Origin of the sequence: Magnetospirillum sp. LM-5, from assembly GCF_902729445.1 — a bacterium.
Taxonomy (GTDB): domain Bacteria; phylum Pseudomonadota; class Alphaproteobacteria; order Rhodospirillales; family Magnetospirillaceae; genus Magnetospirillum.
Genome location: NZ_CACVCE010000034.1, coordinates 188,329 through 212,748 on the forward strand (window position 1 = coordinate 188,329; position 24,420 = coordinate 212,748).

General features: G+C 66.4%; 27 protein-coding genes and 1 tRNA gene. 14 read left to right on the forward strand and 14 right to left on the reverse strand.

Annotation, left to right across the window (positions count from 1 at the left end; all coding sequences use genetic code 11):
* Positions 1 to 7: 7 nt before the first annotated feature.
* From MTBLM5_RS12810 to ftsE, 5 genes are all read right to left on the reverse strand, one after another.
* Entirely contained in the window at positions 8 to 1,993 is a 1,986-nt protein-coding gene (locus MTBLM5_RS12810; RefSeq protein ID WP_254431034.1) for a methyl-accepting chemotaxis protein, read from the reverse strand.
* Positions 1,994 to 2,103: 110 nt separating this feature from the next.
* Positions 2,104 to 2,823 (reverse strand): 1-acyl-sn-glycerol-3-phosphate acyltransferase, encoded by a 720-nt coding sequence (locus tag MTBLM5_RS12815; RefSeq protein WP_173976481.1) that lies wholly within the window; start codon positions 2,821 to 2,823, stop codon positions 2,104 to 2,106.
* Positions 2,820 to 3,410 (reverse strand): YdcF family protein, encoded by a 591-nt coding sequence (locus tag MTBLM5_RS12820; protein WP_173976482.1) that lies wholly within the window; start codon positions 3,408 to 3,410, stop codon positions 2,820 to 2,822. Before MTBLM5_RS12820 ends, MTBLM5_RS12815 begins: the two co-directional genes overlap by 4 nt.
* On the reverse strand, positions 3,407 to 4,303 hold the full coding sequence (locus MTBLM5_RS12825) for an ABC transporter permease (protein ID WP_173976483.1): 897 nt from the start codon (positions 4,301 to 4,303) through the stop codon (positions 3,407 to 3,409). The genes MTBLM5_RS12820 and MTBLM5_RS12825 overlap by 4 nt, the downstream gene beginning before the upstream one ends.
* Positions 4,300 to 4,998, reverse strand: coding sequence for a cell division ATP-binding protein FtsE (gene ftsE / locus MTBLM5_RS12830; RefSeq protein ID WP_068500640.1), 699 nt, complete (start codon positions 4,996 to 4,998; stop codon positions 4,300 to 4,302). Before ftsE ends, MTBLM5_RS12825 begins: the two co-directional genes overlap by 4 nt.
* A gap of 119 nt (positions 4,999 to 5,117) precedes the next feature.
* On the opposite strand from ftsE, the gene MTBLM5_RS12835 reads away from it, so the two are divergent.
* Positions 5,118 to 6,014 carry a DUF3426 domain-containing protein gene (locus tag MTBLM5_RS12835; protein ID WP_173976484.1) on the forward strand — a complete coding sequence of 299 codons (897 nt, stop codon included), beginning with the start codon at positions 5,118 to 5,120 and terminating at the stop codon, positions 6,012 to 6,014.
* A gap of 85 nt (positions 6,015 to 6,099) precedes the next feature.
* Entirely contained in the window at positions 6,100 to 7,002 is a 903-nt protein-coding gene (locus MTBLM5_RS12840; RefSeq protein WP_173976485.1) for a transglycosylase SLT domain-containing protein, read from the forward strand.
* An 11-nt stretch (positions 7,003 to 7,013) separates the two neighbouring features.
* On the opposite strand, the gene MTBLM5_RS12845 is transcribed toward MTBLM5_RS12840, so the two are convergent.
* The 4 genes from MTBLM5_RS12845 to MTBLM5_RS12860 are packed head-to-tail and all read right to left on the reverse strand — an operon-like array spanning position 7,014 to position 9,218.
* On the reverse strand, positions 7,014 to 7,676 hold the full coding sequence (locus MTBLM5_RS12845) for an NnrU family protein (protein ID WP_173976486.1): 663 nt from the start codon (positions 7,674 to 7,676) through the stop codon (positions 7,014 to 7,016).
* Entirely contained in the window at positions 7,667 to 8,566 is a 900-nt protein-coding gene (gene folD, locus MTBLM5_RS12850) for a bifunctional methylenetetrahydrofolate dehydrogenase/methenyltetrahydrofolate cyclohydrolase FolD (protein WP_173976487.1), read from the reverse strand. The genes MTBLM5_RS12845 and folD overlap by 10 nt, the downstream gene beginning before the upstream one ends.
* Positions 8,563 to 8,916 carry a DUF167 family protein gene (locus MTBLM5_RS12855; protein WP_254431035.1) on the reverse strand — a complete coding sequence of 118 codons (354 nt, stop codon included), beginning with the start codon at positions 8,914 to 8,916 and terminating at the stop codon, positions 8,563 to 8,565. Before MTBLM5_RS12855 ends, folD begins: the two co-directional genes overlap by 4 nt.
* Positions 8,913 to 9,218 carry a YggT family protein gene (locus MTBLM5_RS12860; protein ID WP_068500628.1) on the reverse strand — a complete coding sequence of 102 codons (306 nt, stop codon included), beginning with the start codon at positions 9,216 to 9,218 and terminating at the stop codon, positions 8,913 to 8,915. The genes MTBLM5_RS12855 and MTBLM5_RS12860 overlap by 4 nt, the downstream gene beginning before the upstream one ends.
* Positions 9,219 to 9,363: 145 nt before the next feature.
* On the opposite strand from MTBLM5_RS12860, the gene MTBLM5_RS12865 reads away from it, so the two are divergent.
* From MTBLM5_RS12865 to MTBLM5_RS12900, 8 genes are all read left to right on the forward strand, one after another.
* A tRNA-Ala gene (locus MTBLM5_RS12865) sits at positions 9,364 to 9,439 on the forward strand.
* A 108-nt stretch (positions 9,440 to 9,547) separates the two neighbouring features.
* Positions 9,548 to 9,898: a PilZ domain-containing protein gene (locus MTBLM5_RS12870; RefSeq protein ID WP_173976488.1), complete on the forward strand. Its 351-nt coding sequence runs from the start codon at positions 9,548 to 9,550 to the stop codon at positions 9,896 to 9,898.
* A 217-nt stretch (positions 9,899 to 10,115) separates the two neighbouring features.
* The gene (locus MTBLM5_RS12875) at positions 10,116 to 10,487 is read left to right on the forward strand and encodes a helix-turn-helix domain-containing protein (protein WP_173976489.1); all 372 of its coding nucleotides are present in this window, start codon (positions 10,116 to 10,118) and stop codon (positions 10,485 to 10,487) included.
* Between the two features lie 74 nt (positions 10,488 to 10,561).
* On the forward strand, positions 10,562 to 11,275 hold the full coding sequence (locus tag MTBLM5_RS12880; RefSeq protein ID WP_173976490.1) for a response regulator transcription factor: 714 nt from the start codon (positions 10,562 to 10,564) through the stop codon (positions 11,273 to 11,275).
* Positions 11,276 to 11,279: 4 nt separating this feature from the next.
* On the forward strand, positions 11,280 to 12,632 hold the full coding sequence (locus tag MTBLM5_RS12885) for a hybrid sensor histidine kinase/response regulator (protein ID WP_173976491.1): 1,353 nt from the start codon (positions 11,280 to 11,282) through the stop codon (positions 12,630 to 12,632).
* Positions 12,633 to 12,681: 49 nt separating this feature from the next.
* On the forward strand, positions 12,682 to 13,233 hold the full coding sequence (locus MTBLM5_RS12890; protein ID WP_173976492.1) for a SiaB family protein kinase: 552 nt from the start codon (positions 12,682 to 12,684) through the stop codon (positions 13,231 to 13,233).
* Positions 13,234 to 13,241: 8 nt separating this feature from the next.
* Complete coding sequence (locus tag MTBLM5_RS12895) at positions 13,242 to 13,634, forward strand: DUF1987 domain-containing protein (RefSeq protein ID WP_173976493.1); 393 nt, start codon at positions 13,242 to 13,244, stop codon at positions 13,632 to 13,634.
* Positions 13,634 to 14,686, forward strand: a complete 1,053-nt coding sequence (locus MTBLM5_RS12900) for a sensor histidine kinase (RefSeq protein WP_173976494.1) — start codon at positions 13,634 to 13,636, stop codon at positions 14,684 to 14,686. Before MTBLM5_RS12895 ends, MTBLM5_RS12900 begins: the two co-directional genes overlap by 1 nt.
* Here the strand turns inward: MTBLM5_RS12900 and MTBLM5_RS12905 are convergent.
* Positions 14,683 to 16,203 (reverse strand): pentapeptide repeat-containing protein, encoded by a 1,521-nt coding sequence (locus MTBLM5_RS12905; RefSeq protein WP_173976495.1) that lies wholly within the window; start codon positions 16,201 to 16,203, stop codon positions 14,683 to 14,685. The two genes, MTBLM5_RS12900 and MTBLM5_RS12905, sit on opposite strands and share 4 nt — an antisense overlap.
* Positions 16,204 to 16,306: 103 nt before the next feature.
* On the opposite strand from MTBLM5_RS12905, the gene MTBLM5_RS12910 reads away from it, so the two are divergent.
* The gene (locus MTBLM5_RS12910; RefSeq protein WP_173976496.1) at positions 16,307 to 18,142 is read left to right on the forward strand and encodes an ABC transporter ATP-binding protein/permease; all 1,836 of its coding nucleotides are present in this window, start codon (positions 16,307 to 16,309) and stop codon (positions 18,140 to 18,142) included.
* Between the two features lie 7 nt (positions 18,143 to 18,149).
* Here MTBLM5_RS12910 and MTBLM5_RS12915 read toward each other — a convergent pair whose 3' ends face one another.
* Entirely contained in the window at positions 18,150 to 19,460 is a 1,311-nt protein-coding gene (locus MTBLM5_RS12915; protein ID WP_173976497.1) for a methyl-accepting chemotaxis protein, read from the reverse strand.
* Positions 19,438 to 19,956 (reverse strand): PAS domain-containing protein, encoded by a 519-nt coding sequence (locus MTBLM5_RS12920; RefSeq protein ID WP_173976498.1) that lies wholly within the window; start codon positions 19,954 to 19,956, stop codon positions 19,438 to 19,440. The genes MTBLM5_RS12915 and MTBLM5_RS12920 overlap by 23 nt, the downstream gene beginning before the upstream one ends.
* A gap of 285 nt (positions 19,957 to 20,241) precedes the next feature.
* Here MTBLM5_RS12920 and MTBLM5_RS12925 point away from each other — a divergent pair, with 285 nt between their 5' ends.
* Positions 20,242 to 21,078 (forward strand): 23S rRNA (adenine(2030)-N(6))-methyltransferase RlmJ, encoded by an 837-nt coding sequence (locus tag MTBLM5_RS12925; protein ID WP_173976499.1) that lies wholly within the window; start codon positions 20,242 to 20,244, stop codon positions 21,076 to 21,078.
* Here the strand turns inward: MTBLM5_RS12925 and MTBLM5_RS12930 are convergent.
* Positions 21,065 to 21,673, reverse strand: a complete 609-nt coding sequence (locus MTBLM5_RS12930) for a histidine phosphatase family protein (protein WP_173976500.1) — start codon at positions 21,671 to 21,673, stop codon at positions 21,065 to 21,067. The genes MTBLM5_RS12925 and MTBLM5_RS12930 overlap by 14 nt on opposite strands.
* Positions 21,670 to 22,455 carry an adenosylcobinamide-GDP ribazoletransferase gene (cobS, locus tag MTBLM5_RS12935; protein WP_173976501.1) on the reverse strand — a complete coding sequence of 262 codons (786 nt, stop codon included), beginning with the start codon at positions 22,453 to 22,455 and terminating at the stop codon, positions 21,670 to 21,672. The genes MTBLM5_RS12930 and cobS overlap by 4 nt, the downstream gene beginning before the upstream one ends.
* A gap of 60 nt (positions 22,456 to 22,515) precedes the next feature.
* Between cobS and cobT the strand changes: the two genes are divergently transcribed.
* Positions 22,516 to 23,547, forward strand: a complete 1,032-nt coding sequence (gene cobT / locus MTBLM5_RS12940; protein WP_173976502.1) for a nicotinate-nucleotide--dimethylbenzimidazole phosphoribosyltransferase — start codon at positions 22,516 to 22,518, stop codon at positions 23,545 to 23,547.
* Positions 23,548 to 23,774: 227 nt separating this feature from the next.
* Entirely contained in the window at positions 23,775 to 24,410 is a 636-nt protein-coding gene (locus MTBLM5_RS12945; RefSeq protein WP_173976503.1) for a bacteriohemerythrin, read from the forward strand.
* Positions 24,411 to 24,420 lie beyond the last annotated feature (10 nt).

Below are 24,420 nucleotides of genomic sequence, written 5' to 3' on the forward strand. Positions count from 1 at the left end.
ACGGCGGTCACGCCGCCAGCTTGTCCATGATGGCTGCGACCTGACGCTGGGTGTTGTCATCCAGCGCGAATTGCAGATGGGTCTGAACCGAATCGACGGACACCACTCGAGCCTTCAGGGTCAGACTGCCGCCGATCGACACGGTGACCAGGCTTCCGATGGACTGACTGACGATTCCGTCCAGGCAGGCACCGCCCACCGACAAGTCGTGGACCTGCAGCGCCACCGCTTCCCCCGCCCCCTTCAACTCGGCCCGCGCGTGGACCGCGCGGCGCTCGAACCGGCGACGATCGCCGGCCGACTGGATGGCGGCCAGGAAATCGGCGACTTCACGGGCCAATTCATCGGATTGCTGCGACAACGAATCGACACTTTGCAACACTTGCTCGGCGGCAACGCCGGTGGTGGTGGCGCCCTCGCGCACCAGCGAAATCGACGAGGTCACCTCGCGGGTGCCGGACGAGGCCTGCTGGACGTTGCGGGCGATTTCGTGGGTGGCGGCCGTCTGTTCCTCGACGGCGGCCGCGATGGCGGCGGCGTTCTCCGAGATCGAGGTGATGGTGTGCCCGATGCCGGCGATGGCGGCGACCGCATCGCGCGTGACCGCCTGAACCGAGCCGATCTGGGCGGCGATATCGCCGGTGGCACGCGCGGTCTGGCTGGCCAGACCCTTGACCTCGTTGGCAACGACGGCGAAGCCCTTGCCGGCTTCGCCGGCCCTGGCCGCCTCGATGGTGGCATTCAGGGCCAACAGGTTGGTCTGGCTGGCGATGGCGTTGATCAGCTCGATCACCTCGCCGATCTTGCCGGTGGTCTCGGACAGGGTGCCGACGATCTCGGTGACCTTGCCGGCCTCGGCGGCGGCGGTGCCGGCGATCTCGGAGGCCATGGCGACCTGGCGGGCGATCTCGCCCTCGGCGGCGGCCAGTTCCTCGGCGGCGGCGGCGACGGTCTCGACATTGGCCGAGGCCTGCTCGGCGGCGGCGGCGACCACCGCCGACTGGGCGCTGGTCTCATGCGCCACCACGTTCATGGAATCGGCGGCACCGCGCATCTGCTGCGCCGACTGAGTGACTTCCTTCAGCACCCCTTGGACGCCCAGATTGAAATCGCGGGTCAGCTTTTCCATGGCTTCCTGGCGGCGGTTGCGGGCCTCTTGCTCGGCGGCCTGGGCGGCGGCCAGATGTTCGCGCTCGATGGCGTTGGTCTTGAACACCACCAGGGCGCGGGCGACATCGCCCAGTTCGTCGCCACGATCGGTCGCCGGCAAAGTGACATCAAGCTCGCCCTCGGCCAGTTCGCCCATCGCCGACACGGCGGCCCGCAACGGCTTGGCGATGGCCTGGCGGGCGATCAGATAGCTGACCGTCAGCGCGCCGACCATCACCAGCAAGGTCGCCAGACCGATCAGCAGCAGGGTATTGTTGGCGGCCTTCAGGAACTCGGCCTTTTTGATGCCGACATAAAGGATGCCGACCACCTGACCCGACGCGTCGAGGATGGGATCGTAGGCGGTCATGTAGGGCTCGCCCAGGATGGCGACCTCGCCCCGGAACGGCGCCTTGCGGGTGAACACCGATTCATAGGCGGCGGTCTTGGCCAGGGTGGTGCCGATGGCCCGCGAACCGTCGGCCTTCATGACGTTGGTGGAGACGCGGGTGTCGCCCATGAAAACGGTGCAGGTGCCGCCGACCAGTTCCTTGACCCGATCGACCACCTCGAAATTACCGTTCAGCACATGGTCGCCGGCCAGCAGCTTGCCGTCCACGACGCGGAAATCGGTCCCCTTGGCCCGCAATTGGTTCCACGCCACCTTGATGTTGGTATCGACCCGCTCCTGCGCCGTGCGCGCGGCATCTTCGCGCAGCACCCAGGCAGAAACCGCCGTGACGGCGACCGCCAGGGCGATGATGCCGCAAACCACCAGGCCCATGATCTTGGGAACCAGACCGGGAGACGGCACTTTCGACCAAAGCTTGCGAACAGACAACATGACACACCTCTCCCTCATCCATTAGGGGAAAGGGTATCACGACGACATCAACGCAATGCCTCGACGAGGTAAATGGGCGTTAAACGAGACCCGCCAATCCGGCATAGACCCTATGCGGAAACGCCTGTCGCCTCGGCCACCAGTCGGGCGGTGGCCCCTTCGATGCGCGACTGCAGCTCGACCATGAAGGTCTTGCGGTCGATGCCCGCCGGGATCGGTTCCAGGAACTCGATCACCGCCTTCCCCGGCTTCTTGGCAAACGAACCGCGCCCCCAGAAGCAGCCGGTGTTCAGCGCCACCGGCACGCAAGCCTGACCCAGGGCGCCATACAGCATGGCGATGCCGGTATGATAGTCGGGGGCGGCGCCGACATCCATGCGGTGCCCCTCGGGGAAGATCAACACCGGACGGCCGAGGGCGGCGGCGGCCTCGGCGCCCTTGACCATTTCCTTCAGCGCCTTGGTGCCGGCGGCGCGATCGATGGCGATCGCCCCGGTCTTGCCCAGATACCAGCCGAAGAACGGGATCTTCAGCAATTCCTTCTTCAAGATCACCGCCGGGCTGCCGAGAATCAGGAAGAAGGCAAAGGTTTCCAGCGTCGATTGATGCTTCGAGGCGACCAGCGCCGCCCCCTGGGGGACCGTGCCGCGCACCTCCCAGCTCAGGCCGCAGGTCACCCTCAGCAGGATGAACACGCCGCGGATCCAGAACGAGGCCGCCACCGAGACCGCCCGCTCGCCGGCCAGCAGCAGGGGCAGGTACAAGGTCCCCAGGGTCAGGGTCCAGGTCTGAAGCAGCACGAAAAACAGGGCGGAACGGAACGCGGTCACGGCAGGGCCTTCCTTGGCAGGAACCAGTGGCGGACGATGGCGGCGCCATATTTGGCATATTCGGTGGCCAACAGCAAAGCCGTCCCCGGCCAGCGCCACCATTCGCGGCTCTTGACGCTGTCGGGGAAGACCGGATGCGGCACGATCATCGCGTCGGGCAGGGCGCGCCGGAATTCCAGCAGGGCGCGCGGCATATGATAGGCGCCGGTCACCAGCCGCACCGACGAGATACGCCGACCGGCGGCCCAGCCGGCGGTCTCGATGGCGTTGCCGACGGTGTCCTCGGCGGCGTGGCCCAGCACCACCTGATCGGACCGGGCATGCTGGCCCGGGCCGGCATGGCGCAGGATGTCGGCCAGATCGACGCCGCGCGGCACGCCCGAGACGAACAATTGGCCGGCCATGTCGGATTGCAGCAGCGCCAGGCCGGTATTGACCCGCTCGCGCCCGCCGGTCAGCACCACGATGGCGTCGGTCCGGGTGGAATCGTCCTCGACGCTCTCGGGCACCGCCACGGCGACGAACCACAGGAAGCCGGCCGCCCAGGCGCACGCAAGGGTCAGCAGCAGGGCGACGACCCGGATCATGGCATCCGGGACAGCACGCCGTGAACGGTCAGGCGCGCCGTATACATGGCCAGGATCGCCGCCAGCACCGGCAACAGGCCGACCACCACCCAGCCGGACAAGGGCACCGACAGGGACGGCAGGAATCCGCCCTCGACCCGTTTGGCGGCCCAACCGATGGCGGTCAGGGTCGGCACCGCCATGGCCAGGCCGATCATGCCGCCCGAGAAGCCCAGCGAGAAGGCGCGGTCGGCGAACTGACGGGCGATATAATCGTCGTGGGCGCCGATCAGGTGCAGCACCTCGATGACGCCGCGATGCACGCTCATGCCGGTCTTGGTGGCATAGACCACGGTGGCCGAGGTGACGAAGCCGATCAGCACCAGGATGGCGATGGCCACCCATTCGGTGGTGCGCGACAGGTTGATCAGCCGCGACAACCACACCCGGTGATCGTCGATGGTCGCCCCCGGCACCGACTTGCCCAGCCGGTCGGCCAGGCCGCCCAGGTCCAGGCGCACCGCACTATCGATCGACACGTCGATCAGGCGCGGCAGCGGCAGGTCCTTGACCAGCTCGGCCGAGCCCAGCCACGGCTCCAACAGCGCCAGGGTCTGGCGCTTGTCGAGCGGCCGGACGGCGGTCACCCCCGGGATACGCCGCATCAGGTCGGCGGCCTGGCGCACCCGGTCGTCGGTCAGCAATTCGCCGGCCTCGCCGGGGACCGGCTGGACCTGCACCGTCAAGGTGCCCGACACGTCGTGGTCCCAGCGTTCCACCAAACCGGCCAGCACCAGCACGCTGGCCACCGCGATCGACGACAGATAGACCATCAGCGCCACCAGCCAGGGCAGGAAGCGGCTGTTGGGGTCGCCCTTGAGCGGCAGGTCCGAGCGGCGCGACAGCAGGCTCATGCTTCGTCCTCGGGTTCGACCACGGTGCCGCGCTCGATATGCAGGCGCGAATGCTGCGAGAAGCGATCGACCAGAAACTGGTTGTGGGTGGCGATCACCACCGTCGTCCCCAGCTTGTTCAGTTCCTCGAACAGGTGCAACAGGCGCATGGCGATGTGGTCATCGACATTGCCGGTCGGCTCGTCGGCCAGCAACAGGTCGGGGCGGCCGATCACCGCCCGGGCGATGGCGACGCGCTGCTTCTGGCCGCCCGACAGGGTCGGCGGCTTCGAATGCATCTGGTCGGCCAGCCCGACCCAGGACAGCAATTCGGGGACGTGCTTTTGCACCTCGGATTCCTTGACGCCGCGCACCCGCAACGGAAGTGCCACATTGTCCAGCGTCGAGAGATGGTCGAGCAGGCGGAAATCCTGGAACACCACGCCGATCCGGCGCCTGAGCGCCGGCAATTCATAGCGTCGGGTCAGCGCGATGTCCTTGTCGAACAAGGTGACGCGGCCACGGCTGGGACGCAGCCCCAGATACATCAGGCGCAGCAGCGACGACTTGCCGGCCCCCGACGCGCCGGTCAAGAAGTGGAACGATCCGGCCGGCAAGGCGAAATCGACGTCCTGCAGCACTTCCGGCCCCAGGCCGTAGCGCAGTCCGACGCCTTCGAACCGGATGATATGTTGCCCCCGTGGACGGTGCCGCACAGCCTACCTCTCCCGACGAAGCCGGAGGATGCCATGGCGCGCGCGGCTTCGTCCAGGGCGCTTGTGTCGATTCGGCCTTGCGCCTATAAGGGAGAACGTCCTGGGGGAACGTTGACGACATGCAGATCTCTTGCCCGGCCTGCACCACTACTTTCTCGGTACCCGACAAGGCCCTGCAGCCGAAGGGTCGAACGCTGAAGTGCGCCAAGTGCGGCCATAAGTGGTTCCAAGACCCGCCGGCCGCCGCCGCCGCCGCGCCGCGCCCCAGCTTCGGCCTGGATGCCGACGCTTTTCCGCCGCCGCCCAAGCCGGTGGTGGCGCCGGACTTCTCGTTCAACCCGGTGCGCGAGCCCGACCCCGATCTGGAATTCGACACCCCGACCCGCGTCGCCTCGGCCTCGAAGGCGACGGCCGACCTTGATGTCGACCTCGACGAACCGCCGATCCCCGATTTCGGCAACCGGCCCAGCGGGCCGGCCGAAAAGCCGATGGATTTCGACCTCGACCCGGACTCGGCACCGCGCGACGTCCCTGAGATGTTCGCCAACAAGACCGAAAAGAAGGGCACCGGCGGGCTGTGGCTGCTGCTGCTGCTACTGCTGCTGAGCGGCATCGGCGGCGCCGGCTATTACTTCCAGGACATGGTCGTCGATTACGTCCCGCAGGCCCACGAGCTTCTGACCCAGGCCGGTCTGCGCCACGAGAAGCTGGGCGTCGGCCTGGAGCTGCGCAATGCCGGAACGCCGGAACGCTTCGTCCATAACGACACCGAAGTCCTGATCGTGCGCGGTATCGTCGCCAACATCTCGGATCGCACCCGCCCGGTGCCGACCCTGAAGCTGGTGCTGTTGGACAAGGACAAGAAGGCGGTACAGGAAAAGACCAACCCGCCGCCGGTCAACTCGCTGGATTCCGGGGCCACAGCCGGCTTCCGCATCATCCTGGAACGCCCCGACCCCAACGCGGTCGAGGTCAACGTCCTGTTCGTCGAAACCCCGGGCCAGGCGGCCAAGTGAGCGGCCCTTGGCATTAGGAAATCCGGTAACCATTTCCATGCTATCATCTGTCCCGATGACGCATTGAGACCCGCCGGAGCGTTTGATGCAAACTCCTGCCGTCGCTTCCCGTACCGAGCTTGCCGAAGCACGCGACACCCGCATGGCCGGGCATATCCGCGAGGCTTCGGACGTCACCGGCGTTCCCTTCGAATACCTGCTGGCCCAGGCCAACCAGGAAAGCCGCCTGAACCCCGATGCCCGCTCGGCCCGCTCGTCGGCCATGGGGCTTTACCAGTTCACCGCCGGCACCTGGCTGGACATGATCAAGAACCACGGCGCCGAGCACGGGCTGGGCAAGTATGCCGACGCCATCACCAAGAACTCGGATGGCCGCTGGACCGTCGCCGACAAGGCGATGAAGAAAGAGATTCTGGATCTGCGCCGCGATCCCAAGGTGTCGTCGCTGATGGCCGGCGAATACGCCAAGGAAAATGAAGCCTACCTGGAACGCAAGTTGGGCCGCGAAGTGTCGGCCCAGGACCTGTATCTGGCCCATTTCCTGGGAGCCGGCGGGGCGTTGCGGGTGCTGAAGGGCATGCAGGAAACCCCCAAGGCCGAGGCCGCCGAGCACCTGCCCGAAGCCGCCGACGCCAACCCCGAGATGTTCACCCACGCCGAAAGCGGCCAGTCCAAGTCGCTCGCCCAGCTTTACAAGACGGTGTTGTCGCGCTTCCAGCACGCCATGAATGACGTCAACGCGGTGGCCCGGCGCGAACGCCCGCAGATCGATCTGGCCGCCCTGAAGCCGCCGGCGCGCCAGCCCGAAATGCCACCCGAACCGGCCGAGCCGTTGATCGAGGCCTTCACCGCCCCGCCGCCGGTCCATACCGCCAGCGCCGACACCAACCGGATGTTCCCGGTGGCGTTGCCGCCGCCGGTGTCGGGAACCAAGACCGACGGGCCGATGCTGCGCATCTTGCTGGACAATCAGGGCAAGAAGGCCTGATCGGCGATCGGTTATGGAAGCGGACTGACCCCGATCACCATCTCGTGACCGACCACCAGGATCGCCCACAGGGCCGGCCCGGCCAGCAGGCGCCAAACCCCCATTTCAGCGATCATCGCCCAGCGAGGTTGGCCGGTCAGTGCGGCCAGCCGGCCCCATTCCGGCTCGCCCAGCCCGGCCCGGCGCTTGGCATCCAGGATGCGCGGCCCCAGCAGCGCCAAGCCCAGCAGCGGCAAGAACACCATCAAGGCGCCGACATCGCCGTTGGGCACGATATGCGCGGCGGCCCACAGGGCCAGCCCCCACAGGACCGGATGGCGGGTCAGCCGCAGCAGGCCGGGCCGGGCCGGATCGAATCCCTTGCCGCCCGGGCCGATGGAAAAGGGATTGGCGCTGACCATGCCGCCGGCCAGCAGCAGGCAGCCGGGAACCATGGCCACAGGCGGCACCCACCGCATCCAGGCCGCCTGCTCCCATAGCAAGACCACCGGCGCGGCGCGATAGGCGGCGACGATCCAGGCCAGCAAGGCCAGCGACAGGGCCGAATAGGCCAGGATGAAGCCCAGCTTGCCGCCCAGGCGGGTCTCGGCGCGGCGGCGAAAACCCGGGCGATTGGTCAGGCTGTGCGAAAACAGGAACAGGGCTATGGCCAGCCCCAGTTCCGCTAGTTCCACGGATGCGCCTCGGGGATGTCCAGCCGGTGCAGGCGGGCCGCGGCGGTCAGGGTGTTGCGCAGCAGGCAGGCGATGGTCATCGGCCCGACGCCGCCCGGGACCGGGGTGATGGCCCCGGCCACCTTGACCGCACCGGCGAAATCGACGTCGCCGACCAGCCGGGTCTTGCCGCCTTCGGCCGGCACGCGGTTGATGCCGACATCGATCACCGTGGCGCCCGGCTTGATCCAGTCGCCCTTGATCATTTCCGGCTTGCCGACGGCGGCGATGACGATGTCGGCGGCCCGGACCTCGCCCGGCAGGTCGCGAGTCTGCGAATGGGCCACGGTGACGGTGCAATTCTCGCGGATCAACAGATGGGCCATCGGCTTGCCGACGATATTCGAGCGGCCGACCACGATGGCCTTCATGCCGGAAAGCTGGCCCAGATGGTCGCGCAGCATCATCATCGAGCCCAACGGCGTGCAGGGGATCAGCCCGACGCCGCCGGCCGCCAGCTTGCCGACATTCCACGGATGGAAGCCGTCGACATCCTTGTCCGGACGAATGGCTTCGATGACCTTCTGGGAATCGATGTGTCGCGGCAGCGGCAACTGAACCAGGATGCCATGGACCATCGGATCGTCGTTCAGCCCCTCGATCAGGGTCAGCAGGTGCTTTTCCGGGGTGTCGGCCGGCAAGATGTGCTCGAACGAGGTCATGCCGCATTCGGCGGCGCGCTTGTTCTTGTTGCGGACATAGACCTGGCTGGCCGGGTCCTCGCCCACCAGCACGACCGCCAGGCCGGGGGTGACCCGATGGCCGTCGCGGATTTCGTGGACGCGGGCGGTGATTTCGTCGCGCAATCCGGCCGAGAACGCGTTGCCGTCGATGAGCTTGGCCTGGGTCATGATCGTTTCGCCATCCATTGGTCAAGGCGGGCGGCCAGGTCGGCCGCGTCGCCGGAGATGAAAACCACTTTGCGCCGGTCGGTGGCGCCCTGGACGATCTCCATCGTCGATTTGGGCACCTTCCATTCCTTCGACAACACCTTCAGCAGGGCCTGATTGGCCTTGCCGTCCTCGGGCACCGCGGTCACGGTGGCCTTCAGCGCCTGATTGCCGCAGGCGTCGGCGACCACCTGCTCGACGCGATCGCGCGAGGCCTTGGGCGTCAGGCGAATGGCGACGCGAACACCGCCGGCCACCACCGTCACCGGCCCGTCGGTCGCGGCAACCTTCGTGACCGGCGAGCCGGTCACAGGCCGCGAACCGCCATGATCAGCTTCTGCACCACCATCTGCAGGAACAGCAAGATCAGCCACAGCGCCACCGGCGACAGATCGACGGCGCCGAAATCGGGAATCCAGCGGCGGATCGGCCGCAACGCCGGCTCGGTCAGCCGGTTCAGCACGTCGCCGATGGTGCGCACCGCGTGGTTGTAGGTGTTGATCACCCCGAAGGCCAGCAGCCAACTAAAGATCACCGTCGCCAGGACGATGTACCAATAGAGTTCCAGGGCGAAATAGATGACCGTCAGCAACGGCTCCAGGATGATGCTCATGGAACGGGGCTTCCCCTCAAAGGTGGCGCGACCGATGGAAACCTAGCCGCACAAGGCTCGCGGCGCAAGAGGTGGCGGCCCGATCCGGGGCCCGAACCATCGCTTGACAGCCCCAGGGCCTTCCCATATTTTCGGCGCCCTTGATGGGGCCGTAGCTCAGATGGGAGAGCGCCGCAATCGCACTGCGGAGGTCAGGGGTTCGATTCCCCTCGGCTCCACCAAACAAAACCCGCGCTTTCGCGGGTTTTTTTGTGCCCGGACGCGAGGGGTGGCTAAGCAACCGAAGCCGCGCTACAATCGCGCCGAACCAAGTCGATGGAACCGCATTCATGTCCAAGCCCACCAAGAATGATCGCCGTTTTGACGACCGTCATGTCGGGACCGGCCTTGTCACCCGTTTCGAGGGGCATGAATTCGAAGTGCTCGACATCTCCATCGGCGGCATGAAGGTCCCGGTGCCGGCGGGAACCCGTGTCTGGAAAGGGCTGGAAGTCGATTTCGAGATGGATTCGACCAATTGGCCCGACATGCGCACCGCCAAGGGCAAGGCCGAAATCCGCGCGGTGGTCGGCGATTGGATGGCGCTGCAATTCGTCCGTCCGTCCTATGACCTGATGAAGATGGTCAGTCGTCACGTCGCGACCTTGATCTGGGGCTCGGACAAGCCCTACGGGTACTAAAGCTGCATGTGTTTTATATCTTAGGTCTGAGCCTGTCCGGCTGACCCGGCGGATTCCCGCGCTTTTGGCACGGTCGCCTTCCTTCTCCGCACATATACAAATCGTTCACATTCGCCGTCACACGGCGACACATCGAGTCGCAACTCGCGGGTGGAAGCTGGTGCGCACATGCGCACAATAGCACCATGTCTAGTGTTCAATTTTTTGGGGGTTCCCGATGTCCATCGCCCTGGCCGAAATCCGCTCCGCACAGGCCCCGACGCTCCGGTACCGCGTCAGCGATCCGTTCGTGGCCGACGTTATCGCCGCCGTGGCTGCCGAATTCGGACTGTCCGAGCGGGAGATGATGGTTCATTCGCGCGATCACCGCCTGTGGAAGCCGCGAATGGCCGCCATGTATTATTTCCGCCTGCTGACCTCGTGCTCGCTGCCCGAACTGGGCCGTGTGTTCGGCGGCCGCAGCCACACCACGGTTCTGCGCGCCTTCCGCCGCTGCCGCGAGATGATCGACGCCGACGAAAGCTGGGCCGGCCGCATGGATCGCCTGCTGGTCAAATTGGTTGAAAAGATCGTCGCGCCGCGCCTGTAAGGCTACTTGCCGTTTGACCTTGGGGCGGCGCGATGCTTCCCTATGGGTGCTCGGATGTGGCTAGAGGGTTTGGGATGGCTCGCATAGCGATTGTCGAGGATGAAACCTCGCTGCGGGCGGATGTGGTTGAGTACCTGTCCGCCTGCGGGCACGAAGCGTTAGGCTGCGGGGACGGAAGGGAATTGGACCTCGTCCTTGCCGACAAGCCGGTCGATATCGTCATTCTTGACGTGAATTTGCCCGGCGAGGATGGCTTTTCCATCGCCAAGCGTCTGCGCGACCATTCCGATGTCGGCATCATCATGCTGACGGCGCGCAATGTCGGCATCGACCGCGTGGTCGGCCTGGAAATCGGCGCCGACGTCTATCTGGTCAAGCCGGTGGAATTGCGGGAGCTGGAAGCCCAGATCCGCACGCTATCGCGTCGCCTCAAACTGTTCCCGCCCTGTGCGCCCACGGTGTCGCACACGGCTTCGCCGTCCCCATCCGGCTGGGCCTACGACGCGATCGGCTGGACCGTGCTGGCGCCGGACGGGCAATCGGTCAAGCTGACCGCCAATGAACGGGTCTTCGTGTCGCTGCTGGTCGAACGACCGGGCGAGCCGGTGTCGCGCGACGACATCTTCAAGGCGCTCGGCAAGCGCCAATGGGACCCCAGCGACCGCTCGGTCGATTCGATGGTGCGGCGCCTGCGCGCCAAGGCCCAGGATGCCCTGGGCTGCGAATTGCCGATCGAGGCGGTGCACGGCACCGGCTACGCCTTCGCGGCGCCGATCGCGGTGATCTAGCCCGATGGCCCGCGCCGCCCGGCTGATCTTTAGCCAAAAGGGCGACAAGGGCGGCGCGCGCGTCGGCGCCACACCCTGGCCGATCCTGGTGGTCGATGACGATTCCCAGGTCCACGACATGACCCGGGTCCTGCTGCGCGACTATTCCTATGAGGGCCGCGACTTCGAGGTGCTGTCGGCCTTCTCGGCCGCCGAGGCGGCCGAACTGCTGGGTGGGCGTTCGGATATCCCGGTCGTGCTGCTGGACGTGGTGATGGAAACCGGCGATGCCGGCCTGCAATTGGTCCGCCGCATCCGGGGCGATATCGGCAACCGCGACATCCGCATCATCCTGCGCACCGGCCAGCCGGGCGAGGCCCCCGAGCGCGACGTCGTCCTGGCCTATGACATCAACGACTACAAAAGCAAATCCGAGCTGACCGCGCAGAAGCTGTTCACCTCGATCGTCGGCGGCGTTCGCGCCTGGCGCGACATCGTCACCATCGGCCGCCTGAACCGCGAACTGGTCGAGCTGAACGCCCAGCTCGAGGCCAAGGTGCAAAAGCGCACCGCCGAGCTGGAGGCCCGCACCGCCGAGTTGGGCCGCGCGCGTGACCGCGCCGAAATGGCCCTCGAGCGCGAGACCGAGGCGCGCGGCCAATTGCGCCAGTTCCTCGGCATGGTCAGCCACGAATTCCGCACGCCGCTGGCGATTATCGATTCGGCGGCGCAAATGCTGACCATGCGGGCGGAACGCGCCGATACCGGCATGCTGCCGCGCCTCAAGACCATCCGCGAGGCCGTCGGCCGGCTGATCGACCTGATCACCACCTGCCTGGCCGACGAACAATTGGAAAGCGGCCGGATCGTCATGCAGGAACAGGCGTTCGAATTGGCGCCGATCCTGCTGGCCGCCGTCGATCATCACCGCGCCGCCTCGCCCGGCCGCGCCATCGAGCTGGAAGCCGAAATGGCCGCCCCGGTCTGGGGCGATCCCGGGCTGATCGCGCTGGTCATCAACAACCTGCTCGCCAACGCGCTGAAATACTCGACCGAAGGCGCGGTCCGGATCAGCGCGACACCGGAACATAGCGGCGTGTCGGTGTCGGTTCAGGACAGCGGCATCGGCATCCCGGCCGACGACGTGCCGAAGATCTTCGACCGCTTCTTCCGCGCCTCGAACACCCAGACCATGCCGGGGTCGGGCATCGGCCTGCACATGGTCCGTCAGATCATGGACCTGCACGGCGGCACCCTTTCGGTCGACAGCCGCCTGGGCGAGGGCAGCACCTTCACCATCTGGCTCAGGATGCCGCCGCGCGGGAAAGGTGCAGGCGGCAGCCGTGGCATGGATGACATCGGCGTCGATCCACGCTAGGCTGTCGTGCGGGGTTAGTTCGTGACCACAGGGGGTCGGGGTGTCGGCGATGCTGGCGAGAGACTATCGCGAATTCAAATCGATCCTTGATGCCCGGGGAGTGATCTTCTCGTTCTCGGGCTATCTGTCCGAGGGGATTCTTTATTCCCTGGGCGACGCGCTGCGCCACAAGATGGCGCTGGAGGACACCGACCTGACCACCGTCAAGAAGGTGTTCTCGGTGTTCATCGAGCAGGCGCAGAACATCATCCGCTATTCCGCCGAGAAGGTGCAGGGCAACCTTGGCAAGGCCATCGAGTTGTCGTCGGGCATGGTCACCATCGGCACCGACGGCGACAAGTTCTTCATCGTCTGCGCCAACACCATGTTGAACGAGGATGTCCCGAAGCTGAAGGCCCGCCTCGAGCAACTGGCCGGCATGGATAAGGACGCCATCAAGGCCTATTACAAGGAACAACTGCGGGAGCCGCCGGAGGAAAGCAGCCGGGGCGCCACCATCGGACTGATCGAGATCGCCCGGCGTGCCAGCGAGCCGATCCAGTTCGATTTCGATCCGGTCGGCGACAAGCAGCAATTCTTTTGCCTCAAAGTGTCCATCTGAGGAAAACCATGGATCATCTCAAGATTGCGGCGACCGATCGCTCGCCGGATGTCGATTTCGACTTCGAGGCAGGGGTGTTCTCGCTGAAGGGCGAATCCTATCCCGAGGACGCCTCGACGGTGTTCGGCCCGATCTTCGCCGCCCTCGACCGGTTCTTTTCCAGCGCCGACATCCGTGAACTGCGCTTCGATTTCGACCTGATCTACTTCAACAGTTCCAGCGCCAAGGCGTTGATGAACATGTTCCAGATGATGGAAAACGCGGCAGGTCGCGGCACCAAGGTCGTGGTCAACTGGCACTACGCCGCCGACGACGAGACCATGAAGGAATTCGGCGAGGACTTCTCGGAAGACCTGGAAAACGTCACCTTCAACCTGGTGACCTCGTCCCCGGCCGCTTGATGAACAGCGGCGATTCCGAGTCCGGCGGTGGCTTCAATCTTTTCGATGCCGAAGAGCGGGTGCTGGCCGCCGCCGCCCGGCTGCAGCGGCGCCTGACCAACGCCGACCCCGACACCCGCCAGGGCGTCGAGGCACTGACCGAGGCCTATTCCCGTTCGGTGCGCGAACAACGCCGCCTGGTCAAGGTCAGCGACCGCCTGCAGAACCAGTTGGCCAACCTGAACCAGGAACTGGCCAAGCGCCGCGCCGAGGCGGAAGAGGCGCTGGCCCAGTTGAAGGAAACCCAGGAAACCCTGGTCCAGGCCGAAAAGCTGGCGTCGCTGGGCGCCTTGGTCGGCGGCGTCGCCCACGAGATCAACACGCCGGTCGGCATCGCGCTGTCCTGCGCCTCGCACCTCGCGGATTCCACCAAACGTTTGACCGCCCTGTTCGAGGCCGACGACGTTGGAGTCGATGATTTCCAGGCCTATCTGGCCACCGCCACCGACACCGCCCGCCTGATTCAGGCCAATTGCGAGCGGGCGGCGGCGTTGATCGGCAGCTTCAAGCAGGTGGCGGTCGACCGCACCAGCTCGGAACGGCGTAATTTCGAACTGGCCGGCTATATCGCCGAGACCCTGTCGAGCCTGAGCCCGAAATTGCGCCAGAACGGCCACAAGGTGGTGATCGACTGCCCCGCCGGGATCGAGATGGACGGCTATCCCGGCGCGCTCAGTCAGGTCCTGACCAACCTGGTCCTGAATTCCGCCACCCACGGCTATGATCCTGGTCAGTCCGGCACGCTGCGCATCGCGGTGGAGCAACCGGCGCCCGATCAGATCCGCCTGGTCTATTCCGACGACGGCAAGGGCATCCCGGAAGAATATCGCAACCGGGTGTTCGACCCGTTCTTCACCACCCGGCGCGGCCAGGGCGGCACCGGCCTGGGCTTGCACATTCTCTATAATCTGGTCACCGGCCCGATGCAGGGCACCGTCGCCATGGAAAGCGAATCGGGGGGCGGCACGCGCTTCGTCCTGACCTTCCCCCGGCTGATCGCCGACAGAAGCTAATCTTCATCCTTGCGGGGGCGGAAGATACCCGGCGGCAGCTTGGTCTTCATGTCGCACAAAGCCTTCTCGACCTGCGACTGCTTCAGGTTCTCGACCTTGGACAGGTCGGCCTCGCACAGGTCGGCGCTGATCAGGGTGACGCCGCCGAAATCGGCACCTTCCAGCTTCGATCCCGCCAGCCGCGCCCCGGACAGGTCGGCGCCGCGCAGATTGGCGCCTTCCAGGTTGGCCAAGCGCAGATCGGCATGGCGCAGTTGGGCGACGCCCAGCTCGGCCCGGGCCAGATTGGCCGCGCCCATCACCGCATAACGGAAATCGGCGCCGTCCAGACGGCTTTCCACCAGATGGGCGTCGGACAGATCGACCTCGCGGAAGGTGGCATTGGCCAGAATTGCCCCCGACAGGTCGGCCCCGGCCAGATCCATGCCCTGGAAGGTGGCGCGCTTGCCCTCGGCCCCCTTCGAGGTCAGCCACAGCCCGTGCTCGGCGACGATGGCATCGACGTTCAAGGCGGCGACATCCTTGCCGGTGCGGGTTTCGTGACCCGCTTCCTCAAGCAATTCCTTCCACTTGGCCTTGGCGTCCTCGGCCCGCTTCTTGGCCGCCTGATCGCGGGCATCCTGGCGCAATTCGATGGTCTGGTCGCGCTTGGCCGGCGCCGGGCCGTCATCCTCGATCAGCTTGCCGCCCGACACCTTGGGGGCGACCACGGCGAAATCGTCGAAATCCAGCTTGCCGCCCGGCTTGGCCGACACGGCCGGCAGGTCATCGACCAGCAGACCACCGCCGCCCGCACCCTTGGCCGCCGGCAGGTCGGCGCCGCCATAGGTTCCGCCACCGGGCCGTACCGGAGCAGAGGACCCGCCGCCGATCGTGCCACCATGGCCGCCGCTCACCGTTCCACCAGGGGCCTTGCCGGAAACCACCGGGCTTTGCCCCAGCCGTGCCGTCAGCGCCGCCAGTTCGCGCTTCAAGGCGTCGCCGTCGGCCGGAACCGCGGCGGTGGTGGCATTCGTCGGTGCCCCGGCCTCGACCTTGACCGGGGTCGGCGGCACTTTCTCCAGCACGATGGGGGCGCGTGGCTTGATCTCGGCCGGAGCCGGCAGGCGCGTCGGAATCTTCAGGGTCTGCGACACCCGGTGCGCCAGTTCATGGCCCGAAACCCGCTTCGGCACCGCGCCTTCGATGCCGGCCTTCAGCGCCGGGTGCATCACCGCCTTGTCGTCGGACCGTGCCACCACCAGCACCGGAATTTCCGCGTCGGCGCCGCGCACCCGCTCAAGGCAGGCGAAGCCGGCCTCGGGGTCGGTTTCCAGGTCGATCAGGGCGATGTCGGGCGACTGGCCCATGAAGGTCTGGGCGTCGGCGGCGACGCTGGTGGACAAGACGTCGCGGACATTGAGCTTGCGAAAGGTCTGGCGCACCAGGAATCGAAAGGCATCGTCGGCGCTGAACAGCAGCAGCCGCACGGATTTCCAATCGATGTCGCCCGAATGCAGGGTCGGTGGATGACGCATGCGCCGCAGCATAAGCAGCCATGCACACAAGAGCAATCTTTCCCGACTTAAGCACAGATCGAGCGGTTGCGCCCCGGCCGATCGCCCCTCATGTTAGGAGACGATGAGACGACGCGACCCCTCGAATTACTGGCGCAACCCGCAGACCGGGTCCCGCAACGACTGGCAGACCCTGCGCACGCTGGCCCCCTATCTGTGGCCGGCCGAGCAGCCGATGCTGCGGGTGCGGGTGGTGGTCGCCGTGATCTTCCTGGCGCTCGCCAAGCTGATCACCGTCGGCGTGCCTTTGATCTACAAGCAAGCCATCGACGCACTCGGCCAGCCGGTGATCGCCGTGCCGCTGGGGCTGTTGGTGGCTTACGGCGCGGCGCGCACCCTGGCCGGCCTGTTCGGCGAAGCGCGCGACATCGCCTTTGCCCGCGTCGGCCAGGCGGCGATCCGCGCGGTCGGCCTGAAGGTGTTCCGCCACCTGCACAGGCTGGCGCTGCGCTTCCATCTCGACCGCCAGACCGGCGGCGTGTCGCGCGCCATCGAGCGCGGGACCAAGGGCATCGAGTTCCTGCTGAACTTCATGCTGTTCAACATCCTGCCGACGCTTTTGGAAATCGGCCTGGTGACCATCGTGCTGTGGCAGATGTACGACGCCCGCTTCGCGCTGGTCACCTTCGGCACCATCGCCCTTTACATCACCTACACCCTGACCGTCACCGAATGGCGCACCAAGTTCCGCCGCGCCATGAACGAGACCGATTCCGAGGCCAGCACCAAGGCCATCGATTCGCTGTTGAACTTCGAGACGGTCAAATATTTCTGCAACGAATCGCACGAAGCCGAACGCTACGACCGCGCCCTGTCCCGCTACGAGGCGGCGGCGGTCAAAAGCAAGGTCACCCTGGCCCTGCTGAACATGGGCCAAGGCGCCATCATCGCGCTGGGCCTGACCGTGGTGATGATCATGGCGGCCCAGGGGGTGGCCGACGGCAGCATGACCATGGGCGACTTCGTGCTGGTCAATGCCTATCTGGTCCAACTTTACCTGCCCCTGAACTTCCTGGGCTTCGTCTATCGCGAGATCAAGCAATCGCTGACCGACATGGAGGCGATGTTCCGCCTGCTGGAACAAAACGCCGAAATCAGGGACGAAGACGGCGCCTTGGACCTTTCGGTGAATGGTGGCGAGGTCCGTTTCCAGGCGGTGTCGTTCGGCTACGACCCGGACCGGGGCATCCTGGACAAGGTCGATTTCACCGTGCCGGCCGGGCGCACCGTGGCCATCGTCGGCCCGTCGGGGGCCGGCAAAAGCACCATTTCCCGCCTGCTGTTCCGCTTCTACGACGTGACGGGGGGCCGGATCACCATCGACGGCCAGGACATCCGCCAGGTGACGCAATCCTCGTTGCGCGCCGCCATCGGCATCGTTCCGCAAGACACCGTGCTGTTCAACGACACCATCCGCTACAACATCGCCTATGGCAAACCGGGCGCGACCCAGGACGAAATCGAGGCCGCCGCCCGCCTGGCCCGCATCCATGATTTCGTCGTCACCCTGCCGGCCGGCTATGACACCCGGGTCGGCGAGCGCGGCCTGAAATTGTCGGGCGGCGAGAAACAGCGCGTCGCCATCGCGCGGACCATCCTGAAGCGCCCGGCGATCTTGCTGTTCGACGAGGCGACCAGCGCCCTCGACACCCACACCGAAAAGGAAATCCAGGCATCCTTGCGCGAGGTGTCGAAGGACCGCACCACCCTGGTCATCGCCCACCGGCTGTCGACGGTGGTCGATTCCGACGAAATCATCGTGCTGGACAAGGGCCGCATCGTCGAACGGGGCCGCCACCCCGACCTGCTGGCGGCCGACGGCGCCTACGCCGCCATGTGGCGCAAGCAGCAAGAGGCGGCCGCCCTGCGCGACCGCCTGGAAACAGAACTGGTGGAATAATTCCCCGTTAGGCGGTTTTGATGCCGGCGCAGACGCGGTGGATGAAGCCGTCGATGTCATCGTTCATCGACACCGTCCGCCCGGCCATTTCGCCCGCCGCCATCAGCACCTGATCGGCCGCCTCGGTAGCGGTACCGGCGACTTCCGACACTTCGGAAATGGTCACCGCGACGGTCTGGACGCCGGCCGCCACGGTGCGGATGGCCCGGCTGATCTCGGCGATGGCCGCTGATTGCTGTTCGGTGGCGGTGGCGATGCCGGTGGAATTGTCGTTGATGTCGCGGATGCGCCCGGCGATGCCCCGCACCGCATCGACCGCCGCCGCGGTGGCCTCGCGCATGCCGTTGATCTGCGCCGAGATCTCGTCGGTGGCCCGGGCGGTCTGGTTGGCCAGGTGCTTGACCTCGTTGGCGACAACCGCGAAGCCCTTGCCCGCCTCGCCCGCTCGCGCCGCTTCAATCGTGGCGTTCAGGGCCAGAAGGTTGGTCTGGCTGGCGATCTGGGTGATCAGGTTGACGACATCGCCGATCTTGCGGGTGGCGTCCAGCAGGCCCTGAATGGCCACGTCGGCCTGGCCGGCGACCAGCACGGTTTCCTGGGCCATGTCGGCCGAGGTCTGGATGCGGGCGGCGACCTCGCGGATGCCCGACGACACCTGCTCGGCGGCCGAGGCCACCGATTCGACACTGGACGAGGCGTCCTCGGCGGCACGCGCCACCGTCGCCGACTGGCTGCTGGTCTGGCTGGCGATGTGGCTCATCTGCTGGGCGGTCGCCTCCAGCTCGGTGGCGGTGGCGGCCACGGCCTGGCTCATGGTCTTGATCGAAGAGCCGACGGCGTTGGCCTCGGTGGCGAAGTCCTTCGACTTGTCTTCCATGCTGGTCAGCGCCGCGTTGATCAGACGGGCATGGTCGGCGAACTCGCCCACCAGGCCTTCCAGCAGAATGTGCCGGAAATAGCGGCCCTGGGCGGTCTTGGCCATGGCGGCGTCGGCCTCCTTGGTGAAGGCCTCGGTCAGGTCCAGCAGGCGGTTGACGGCATGGTCCAGTTCGCCCAGCACGCCAGCCTCGCGGATGCCGATGACGCGCACGTCCAGCCGGCCGGCGGCGGCCTGTTCCAGCAACAGGGCTGTGCGATGAATCGATTGCCTTGCCTTCAGGACCGACATCAGCGCGAAACCGGCCGCCAGGGCGGTGATGGCGCCCAAGGCCGCGGACAGCTGGTCGCCATGCGACAGTTCCAGGATGACCACCATCATGCCGGCCAGGGCGGCCAAGGCGGCCGCCTGCCAGGCCTTAGAGAGCGAAGACGAATTCATCGTAAGGCACTCCCAGTCCTTCGAGCTTGGATAGCATCGCCGAAAACGACGCCTCCAGACCGGCCTTGCGGTCGGAATGGCCGGTTTCAATGGCGCGCAATTCGGCGTAAAGCGCCGCAGCCTTGGCCACCGCCTCGGGGCGCGGGGTGCGGCGGTTGGAATGGAAACTGACGATCTTGCCGGCGGCATCGAAGGTCGGCGTTACGTGGGCCAGAACCCAATAATGATCGCCGTTCTTGGACCGGTTGACCACATAGGCAAAAATCTCGGCCCCGGTATTGATGGTGTCCCACAGCAGCTTGAAGACGCACCGCGGCATCTCGGGATGGCGGATGATGCTGTGCGGCTTACCCAGGATCTCGGCCTCGGTGAAGCCGGCCATGCGCAGGAATACTTCGTTCGCATAGATGATGCGGCCGGTGGTGTCGGTCTTGCTGACGATGATTTCGTCGGGTCTGAAGGTCTTCTCGACGCCGGTCAGATGCACGTTTGCCATGTCCCCCCCAAACGGAACGGCTTGCGCTGGGCCTAGCCGTGGTCTTACCACGACAGCCAATCTAATGACCGTAAAGAATTAAACCAAGATTAATTTGAGCTCACATTCATCCCCGGGAAACAAGGTTCAACCTGTGCTTTATAAACCGCCGGCACATATAGCGAGGCCAAGTGTAACATCTGCACTTTACATAATTTCTAAAATGACACTGTGCGTATTGATCAAACGATCCGCATCGACAGGCGGCTCTTGCCAGCAAGACCGCAATCGGTCATGACAACGGCCATGAATTATCGCCATGCCTACCACGCCGGAAACTTCGCCGACGTCCACAAGCACGCCACCCTGGGGTTGATGATCGAACATCTGACCCGCAAGGAGGCGGCCTTCGCCTATCTCGACACCCATGCCGGCCTGGGCCTTTACGACCTGACCTCGGTCCAGGCGGAGAAGACCGGCGAATGGCAGGCCGGCATCGCCCGGGTGATGGCGGCCCCGAACCCACCCCCCAGCGCGGCGCCGCTGCTGCGGGTGGTCCGCACCCTCAATCCCGACGGGGCGTTGCGGTTCTATCCCGGTTCGCCCGCTGTGGTGGCCACGCTGTCGCGCCCGCAGGACCGGTTGACCCTGTGCGAGCTGCACCCCGAGGATGCGGCCGATCTGCGCCGACGCTTCGCCGCCGATGCGCGCGCAGGCGTTCATCACCGCGACGGCTATGACGGCATCAAGGCCCTGGTGCCCCCGCCCGAGCGGCGCGGCCTGGTGCTGGTCGACCCGCCGTTCGAGAAGCCGGGTGAATTCGAGCGCATGCGCCGTGGCCTGGCCCAGGGGCTGAAGCGCTGGTCCACCGGCATCTATGCCCTGTGGTACCCCATCAAGGACCGCGAGCCGGTCGCCCGCTTCCATGCCGATCTTTCGATGATGGGGCTGAAAAGCGCCTTCGCCGCCGAACTGATGATCAAGCCGGGCGACAACCCGCAGACCTTGAACGGCTGCGGTCTGGTGGTAGTCAACCCGCCGTGGCAATTGGATATTGCGATGGCCGAGCTGCTGCCGTGGCTGGCCGAAGCGCTGGCGCCCGGCATCGGCAGCTGGCGGGTGGAACCGCTTACGTTGCCGTGACGTTGACGCATTCGACCCGCCAGCCCTCGGGCGTCAGGTCCAGACGGGTCAGCGACAGCGGCTGAACGGCGAAGCGCAGCGCGATGTCGGGCGGCAGCGACAGGGCGGCGGCCAGGGCTGCACGCACGGTGCCGGCATGCACCACCGCCAGCACGTCGCGACCGGCCAGCGGCCCCGACAGCCGGGCCAGGGCGGCGCCGACGCGGTCGCACAGGGCGGCGAAGCTTTCGCCGCCCGGCGGCACCGCGAAGGCCGGCTCGGCCCAGAAGGCGTCGAGGTCGGCATCCTTGGCGGCTTCCAGCTCCATCCAGCTGCGCCCCTGCCAACGGCCGAAATTCTGTTCCATCAAATCAGGCTCGACCAGCGGCGGCGGCACCACCAGGCCGGCCGCCTCCAAGGCGCCGGTGGTCTGGCGGCAGCGCATCAGGCCGCTTTCCACCAAGGTCGCCTGCGGCGGCACCCGGGCGGCCAATTGCCGGAAATCCTCGTCGTCCGAAGTGTCGCAGGCGACGTCCAGCTGACCGTGGATGCGCCCATGCGGACAGGGCACCGGGGCATGGCGGACCAGCCACCAGCGGGTGGTGGCGTTGCTCATGGTTCCGCCCCCGCCCAAAGTCCGGCCGCCGCCAGCAAAATGGCGATTTCGGCCAATTGCTGATGGGCGCCCAGGATGTCGCCGGTATAGCCGCCGAAAGCGCGCCTGGCCAGCGTGACGCCAGCCGCCACCGCCACACCGGCGGCCGCCACCGCGGCCACGGCGCCGCCGCCCAGCCCGATGAAGGCGAAGATCAGCCCCACCACGCCCGCGCTGGCGGCGACGGTAATATCGGGACAGCCGGCCCCGGCCCCCAGCCCGTCGGCGCGAGCCGGCCCCAGCACCTGCATCACCGCCGGGACCAACGCCCGCGACAGCGCGCCGGCCGCCACCAAGGCCCCCAGGCCGGCCAGCGCGTCGGGCGCCTCGGCCAGGGCGGTGGCGCGCAACCCCACCGAAAAGATCAAGGCCAGCACCCCGAAGGCGCCCGAACGGGAATCGCGCATGACCTCAAGCCGGCGGTCGCGATCGCCCCTGGCCCCCAGCCCGTCGGCGGCATCGGCCAGTCCGTCTTCGTGCAGCGCCCCGGTCAGCAGCACCAGCGCCAGCACGGCCAGCAGCGCCGCCGGCAAGGCCGGCAGCCAGGAATCGGCCAACAGCAGCACCAGTCCGCCCAGGGCGCCGATCACGGCGCCGATGACGGGAAACACCCGCATCGACCGCGCCAGACCGCCGGCCGCGACGATCGTGCAATCGGGCAGCGGCAGCCGGGTCAGGAACGAGGCGGCCAAATGAAGGTCGGCGCCCAGCGTGCGGGCGAAAGAATTGGGCGGTTCGGTCATCGGACATAGTGACGGTGAAGGATGGATGGTTTATAGAGCAGATCACCGCGCCACCGCAATATGTTGGGGAGAGTTTTCTTGAATACCTCCATTTCTAGTGTTGACGATGTCGCGACCCTGTTGAGTTCACTGCCCGGCCCCGATGCCGACGCGGCTTCGGCCTGGAGCGCGCGCGAGCCCCAACTGACCAAGCCGGCCGGCTCGCTGGGCCGATTGGAAGAGATATCGGGCTGGCTGGCGACCTGGCAGGGGCGCCACCCGCCGCGCCTGGACCGGGTCCGCGCCCGGGTGTTCGCCGGCAACCACGGAATCGCCGCGCTGGGGGTCTCGGCCTTTCCGCCGGAAGTGACGGTGCAGATGGTGGCCAATTTCCGCCATGGCGGCGCCGCCATCAATCAATTGTGCAAGACCTTCGGCATCGAGCTGGACGTCGTCGCCCTGGAGCTTGACCGCCCCACCGCCGACTTCACCCAAGGCCCGGCGATGGACGAGGCCGAGTTCGCGCGCGCCTTCAATGCCGGCATGGATTCGGTGCCCGACGACACCGACCTGTTGTGCATCGGCGAGATGGGCATCGGCAACACCACCCCGGCGGCGGCCATTCCCGGCGCCCTGTATGGCGGCGAGGCCAGCTTCTGGACCGGGCGCGGCACCGGAATCGAAGGGGCCGGCCTGACCCGCAAGACCGAGGTGGTCGCCGCCGGCATCGAACGCCATCGGCACCAAACGCCGCTTTCCATCCTGCGCTGCCTGGGCGGACGCGAACTGGCGGCCATGGCCGGGGCGGTGCTGGCCGCCCGCCTGAAGCGGGTGCCGGTCCTGCTGGACGGCTATGTCTGCACCGCGGCGGTGGCGCCGCTGGAAGCCCACACCCCCGGGGCGCTGGACCATTGCCTGGTCGCCCATGCCTCGGCCGAGCCCGGCCATCGGCGCATCCTGGAAAAGCTGGGCAAGGCGCCGCTGCTGGACCTGGGCATGCGCCTGGGCGAGGCGTCGGGCGCGGCCCTGGCGGTCGGCACCGTGCGCGCCGCCCTGGCCTGCCATGTCGGCATGGCCACCTTCGCCGAGGCCGGCGTGGCGGCGGGCGGCTAATCCTGGATTCAAAATCCATGGCGGGCTATACTTAGGTCTGGTTCACCGTCGATCCGCCAGACCTGAGGAGCCCCCCCCTGCCCCATCAGAGCATTCCCAAGACCGGGAACCGGTTCATCGACGCCGACCATGCCCGGCTGGCCTCGATCATCCGACGCGCCGCCCTGCTGGCGCGCGAGGAAGATGTCCACCCGGATTTCCTGCCGACATTGCAGGAGTTCCGCCGGATGTTGACCCTGCACTTCGATGTCGAGGAGGTCATCGTCGGCGGTGCCGGCTTTGCCGCCGCCCCGGCCCATCGCGCGCGTCACCGCCAGATCCTGACCGACATCGACGCCATGATCGAACACTTCGCCGTCGATCACTCGCCCGCACTGCGTCACGAGGCGGTCGATCGCATGGAGCAGGTGCTGTTCGAGCACGAGATCGTCGAGGACACCCAATATTGGGAATTCCTGCGCGACCATCGCGCCGAGGACGTGGCGTCGCCGCTATTGGAATGGAAGCCGGTCTACGCCATCGGCGTCGATTGGATCGACGACCAGCATCGGGCGCTCATGGCCGATCTGTCCAAGGTGATCGCCTGCGCCCACGATGCCGAGTCCCGAGACCAGGCCGGGGCCATGCTGGACGACTTCGTCGAACACACGCGGCGCCATTTCACTGACGAAGAGCAGGAACTGCTCCGCCGGGGCGGCTCGGTCACCGAGCACCGCCGCCATCATCAAAGCATGCTGGACCGCCTGACCGAGATGGCAGCCGCCAGCAAGGCCAATCCCGGCGCGCTGGCGTCGGAATACCTGACCTTCTGGCTGCTGGATCACATTTGCGGCCTCGACCGCACCGACTTCGCCGCACCGTAAGGGTCTAACA

What these genes read in the sequence shown, in the direction of transcription:
- MTBLM5_RS12810 (WP_254431034.1), bottom strand. Translation starts at nt 1,993, where the DNA reads ATGTTGTCTGTTCGCAAGCTTTGGTCGAAAGTGCCGTCTCCCGGTCTG.
- MTBLM5_RS12820 (WP_173976482.1), bottom strand. Translation starts at nt 3,410, where the DNA reads ATGATCCGGGTCGTCGCCCTGCTGCTGACCCTTGCGTGCGCCTGGGCG.
- MTBLM5_RS12825 (WP_173976483.1), bottom strand. Translation starts at nt 4,303, where the DNA reads ATGAGCCTGCTGTCGCGCCGCTCGGACCTGCCGCTCAAGGGCGACCCC.
- MTBLM5_RS12835 (WP_173976484.1), top strand. Translation starts at nt 5,118, where the DNA reads ATGCAGATCTCTTGCCCGGCCTGCACCACTACTTTCTCGGTACCCGAC.
- MTBLM5_RS12840 (WP_173976485.1), top strand. Translation starts at nt 6,100, where the DNA reads ATGCAAACTCCTGCCGTCGCTTCCCGTACCGAGCTTGCCGAAGCACGC.
- folD (WP_173976487.1), bottom strand. Translation starts at nt 8,566, where the DNA reads ATGACCCAGGCCAAGCTCATCGACGGCAACGCGTTCTCGGCCGGATTG.
- MTBLM5_RS12860 (WP_068500628.1), bottom strand. Translation starts at nt 9,218, where the DNA reads ATGAGCATCATCCTGGAGCCGTTGCTGACGGTCATCTATTTCGCCCTG.
- MTBLM5_RS12870 (WP_173976488.1), top strand. Translation starts at nt 9,548, where the DNA reads ATGTCCAAGCCCACCAAGAATGATCGCCGTTTTGACGACCGTCATGTC.
- MTBLM5_RS12875 (WP_173976489.1), top strand. Translation starts at nt 10,116, where the DNA reads ATGTCCATCGCCCTGGCCGAAATCCGCTCCGCACAGGCCCCGACGCTC.
- MTBLM5_RS12880 (WP_173976490.1), top strand. Translation starts at nt 10,562, where the DNA reads ATGGCTCGCATAGCGATTGTCGAGGATGAAACCTCGCTGCGGGCGGAT.
- MTBLM5_RS12885 (WP_173976491.1), top strand. Translation starts at nt 11,280, where the DNA reads ATGGCCCGCGCCGCCCGGCTGATCTTTAGCCAAAAGGGCGACAAGGGC.
- MTBLM5_RS12890 (WP_173976492.1), top strand. Translation starts at nt 12,682, where the DNA reads ATGCTGGCGAGAGACTATCGCGAATTCAAATCGATCCTTGATGCCCGG.
- MTBLM5_RS12895 (WP_173976493.1), top strand. Translation starts at nt 13,242, where the DNA reads ATGGATCATCTCAAGATTGCGGCGACCGATCGCTCGCCGGATGTCGAT.
- MTBLM5_RS12900 (WP_173976494.1), top strand. Translation starts at nt 13,634, where the DNA reads ATGAACAGCGGCGATTCCGAGTCCGGCGGTGGCTTCAATCTTTTCGAT.
- MTBLM5_RS12905 (WP_173976495.1), bottom strand. Translation starts at nt 16,203, where the DNA reads ATGCGTCATCCACCGACCCTGCATTCGGGCGACATCGATTGGAAATCC.
- MTBLM5_RS12910 (WP_173976496.1), top strand. Translation starts at nt 16,307, where the DNA reads ATGAGACGACGCGACCCCTCGAATTACTGGCGCAACCCGCAGACCGGG.
- MTBLM5_RS12915 (WP_173976497.1), bottom strand. Translation starts at nt 19,460, where the DNA reads ATGAATTCGTCTTCGCTCTCTAAGGCCTGGCAGGCGGCCGCCTTGGCC.
- MTBLM5_RS12920 (WP_173976498.1), bottom strand. Translation starts at nt 19,956, where the DNA reads ATGGCAAACGTGCATCTGACCGGCGTCGAGAAGACCTTCAGACCCGAC.
- MTBLM5_RS12925 (WP_173976499.1), top strand. Translation starts at nt 20,242, where the DNA reads ATGAATTATCGCCATGCCTACCACGCCGGAAACTTCGCCGACGTCCAC.
- MTBLM5_RS12930 (WP_173976500.1), bottom strand. Translation starts at nt 21,673, where the DNA reads ATGAGCAACGCCACCACCCGCTGGTGGCTGGTCCGCCATGCCCCGGTG.
- cobS (WP_173976501.1), bottom strand. Translation starts at nt 22,455, where the DNA reads ATGACCGAACCGCCCAATTCTTTCGCCCGCACGCTGGGCGCCGACCTT.
- cobT (WP_173976502.1), top strand. Translation starts at nt 22,516, where the DNA reads ATGTTGGGGAGAGTTTTCTTGAATACCTCCATTTCTAGTGTTGACGAT.
- MTBLM5_RS12945 (WP_173976503.1), top strand. Translation starts at nt 23,775, where the DNA reads ATGTTGACCCTGCACTTCGATGTCGAGGAGGTCATCGTCGGCGGTGCC.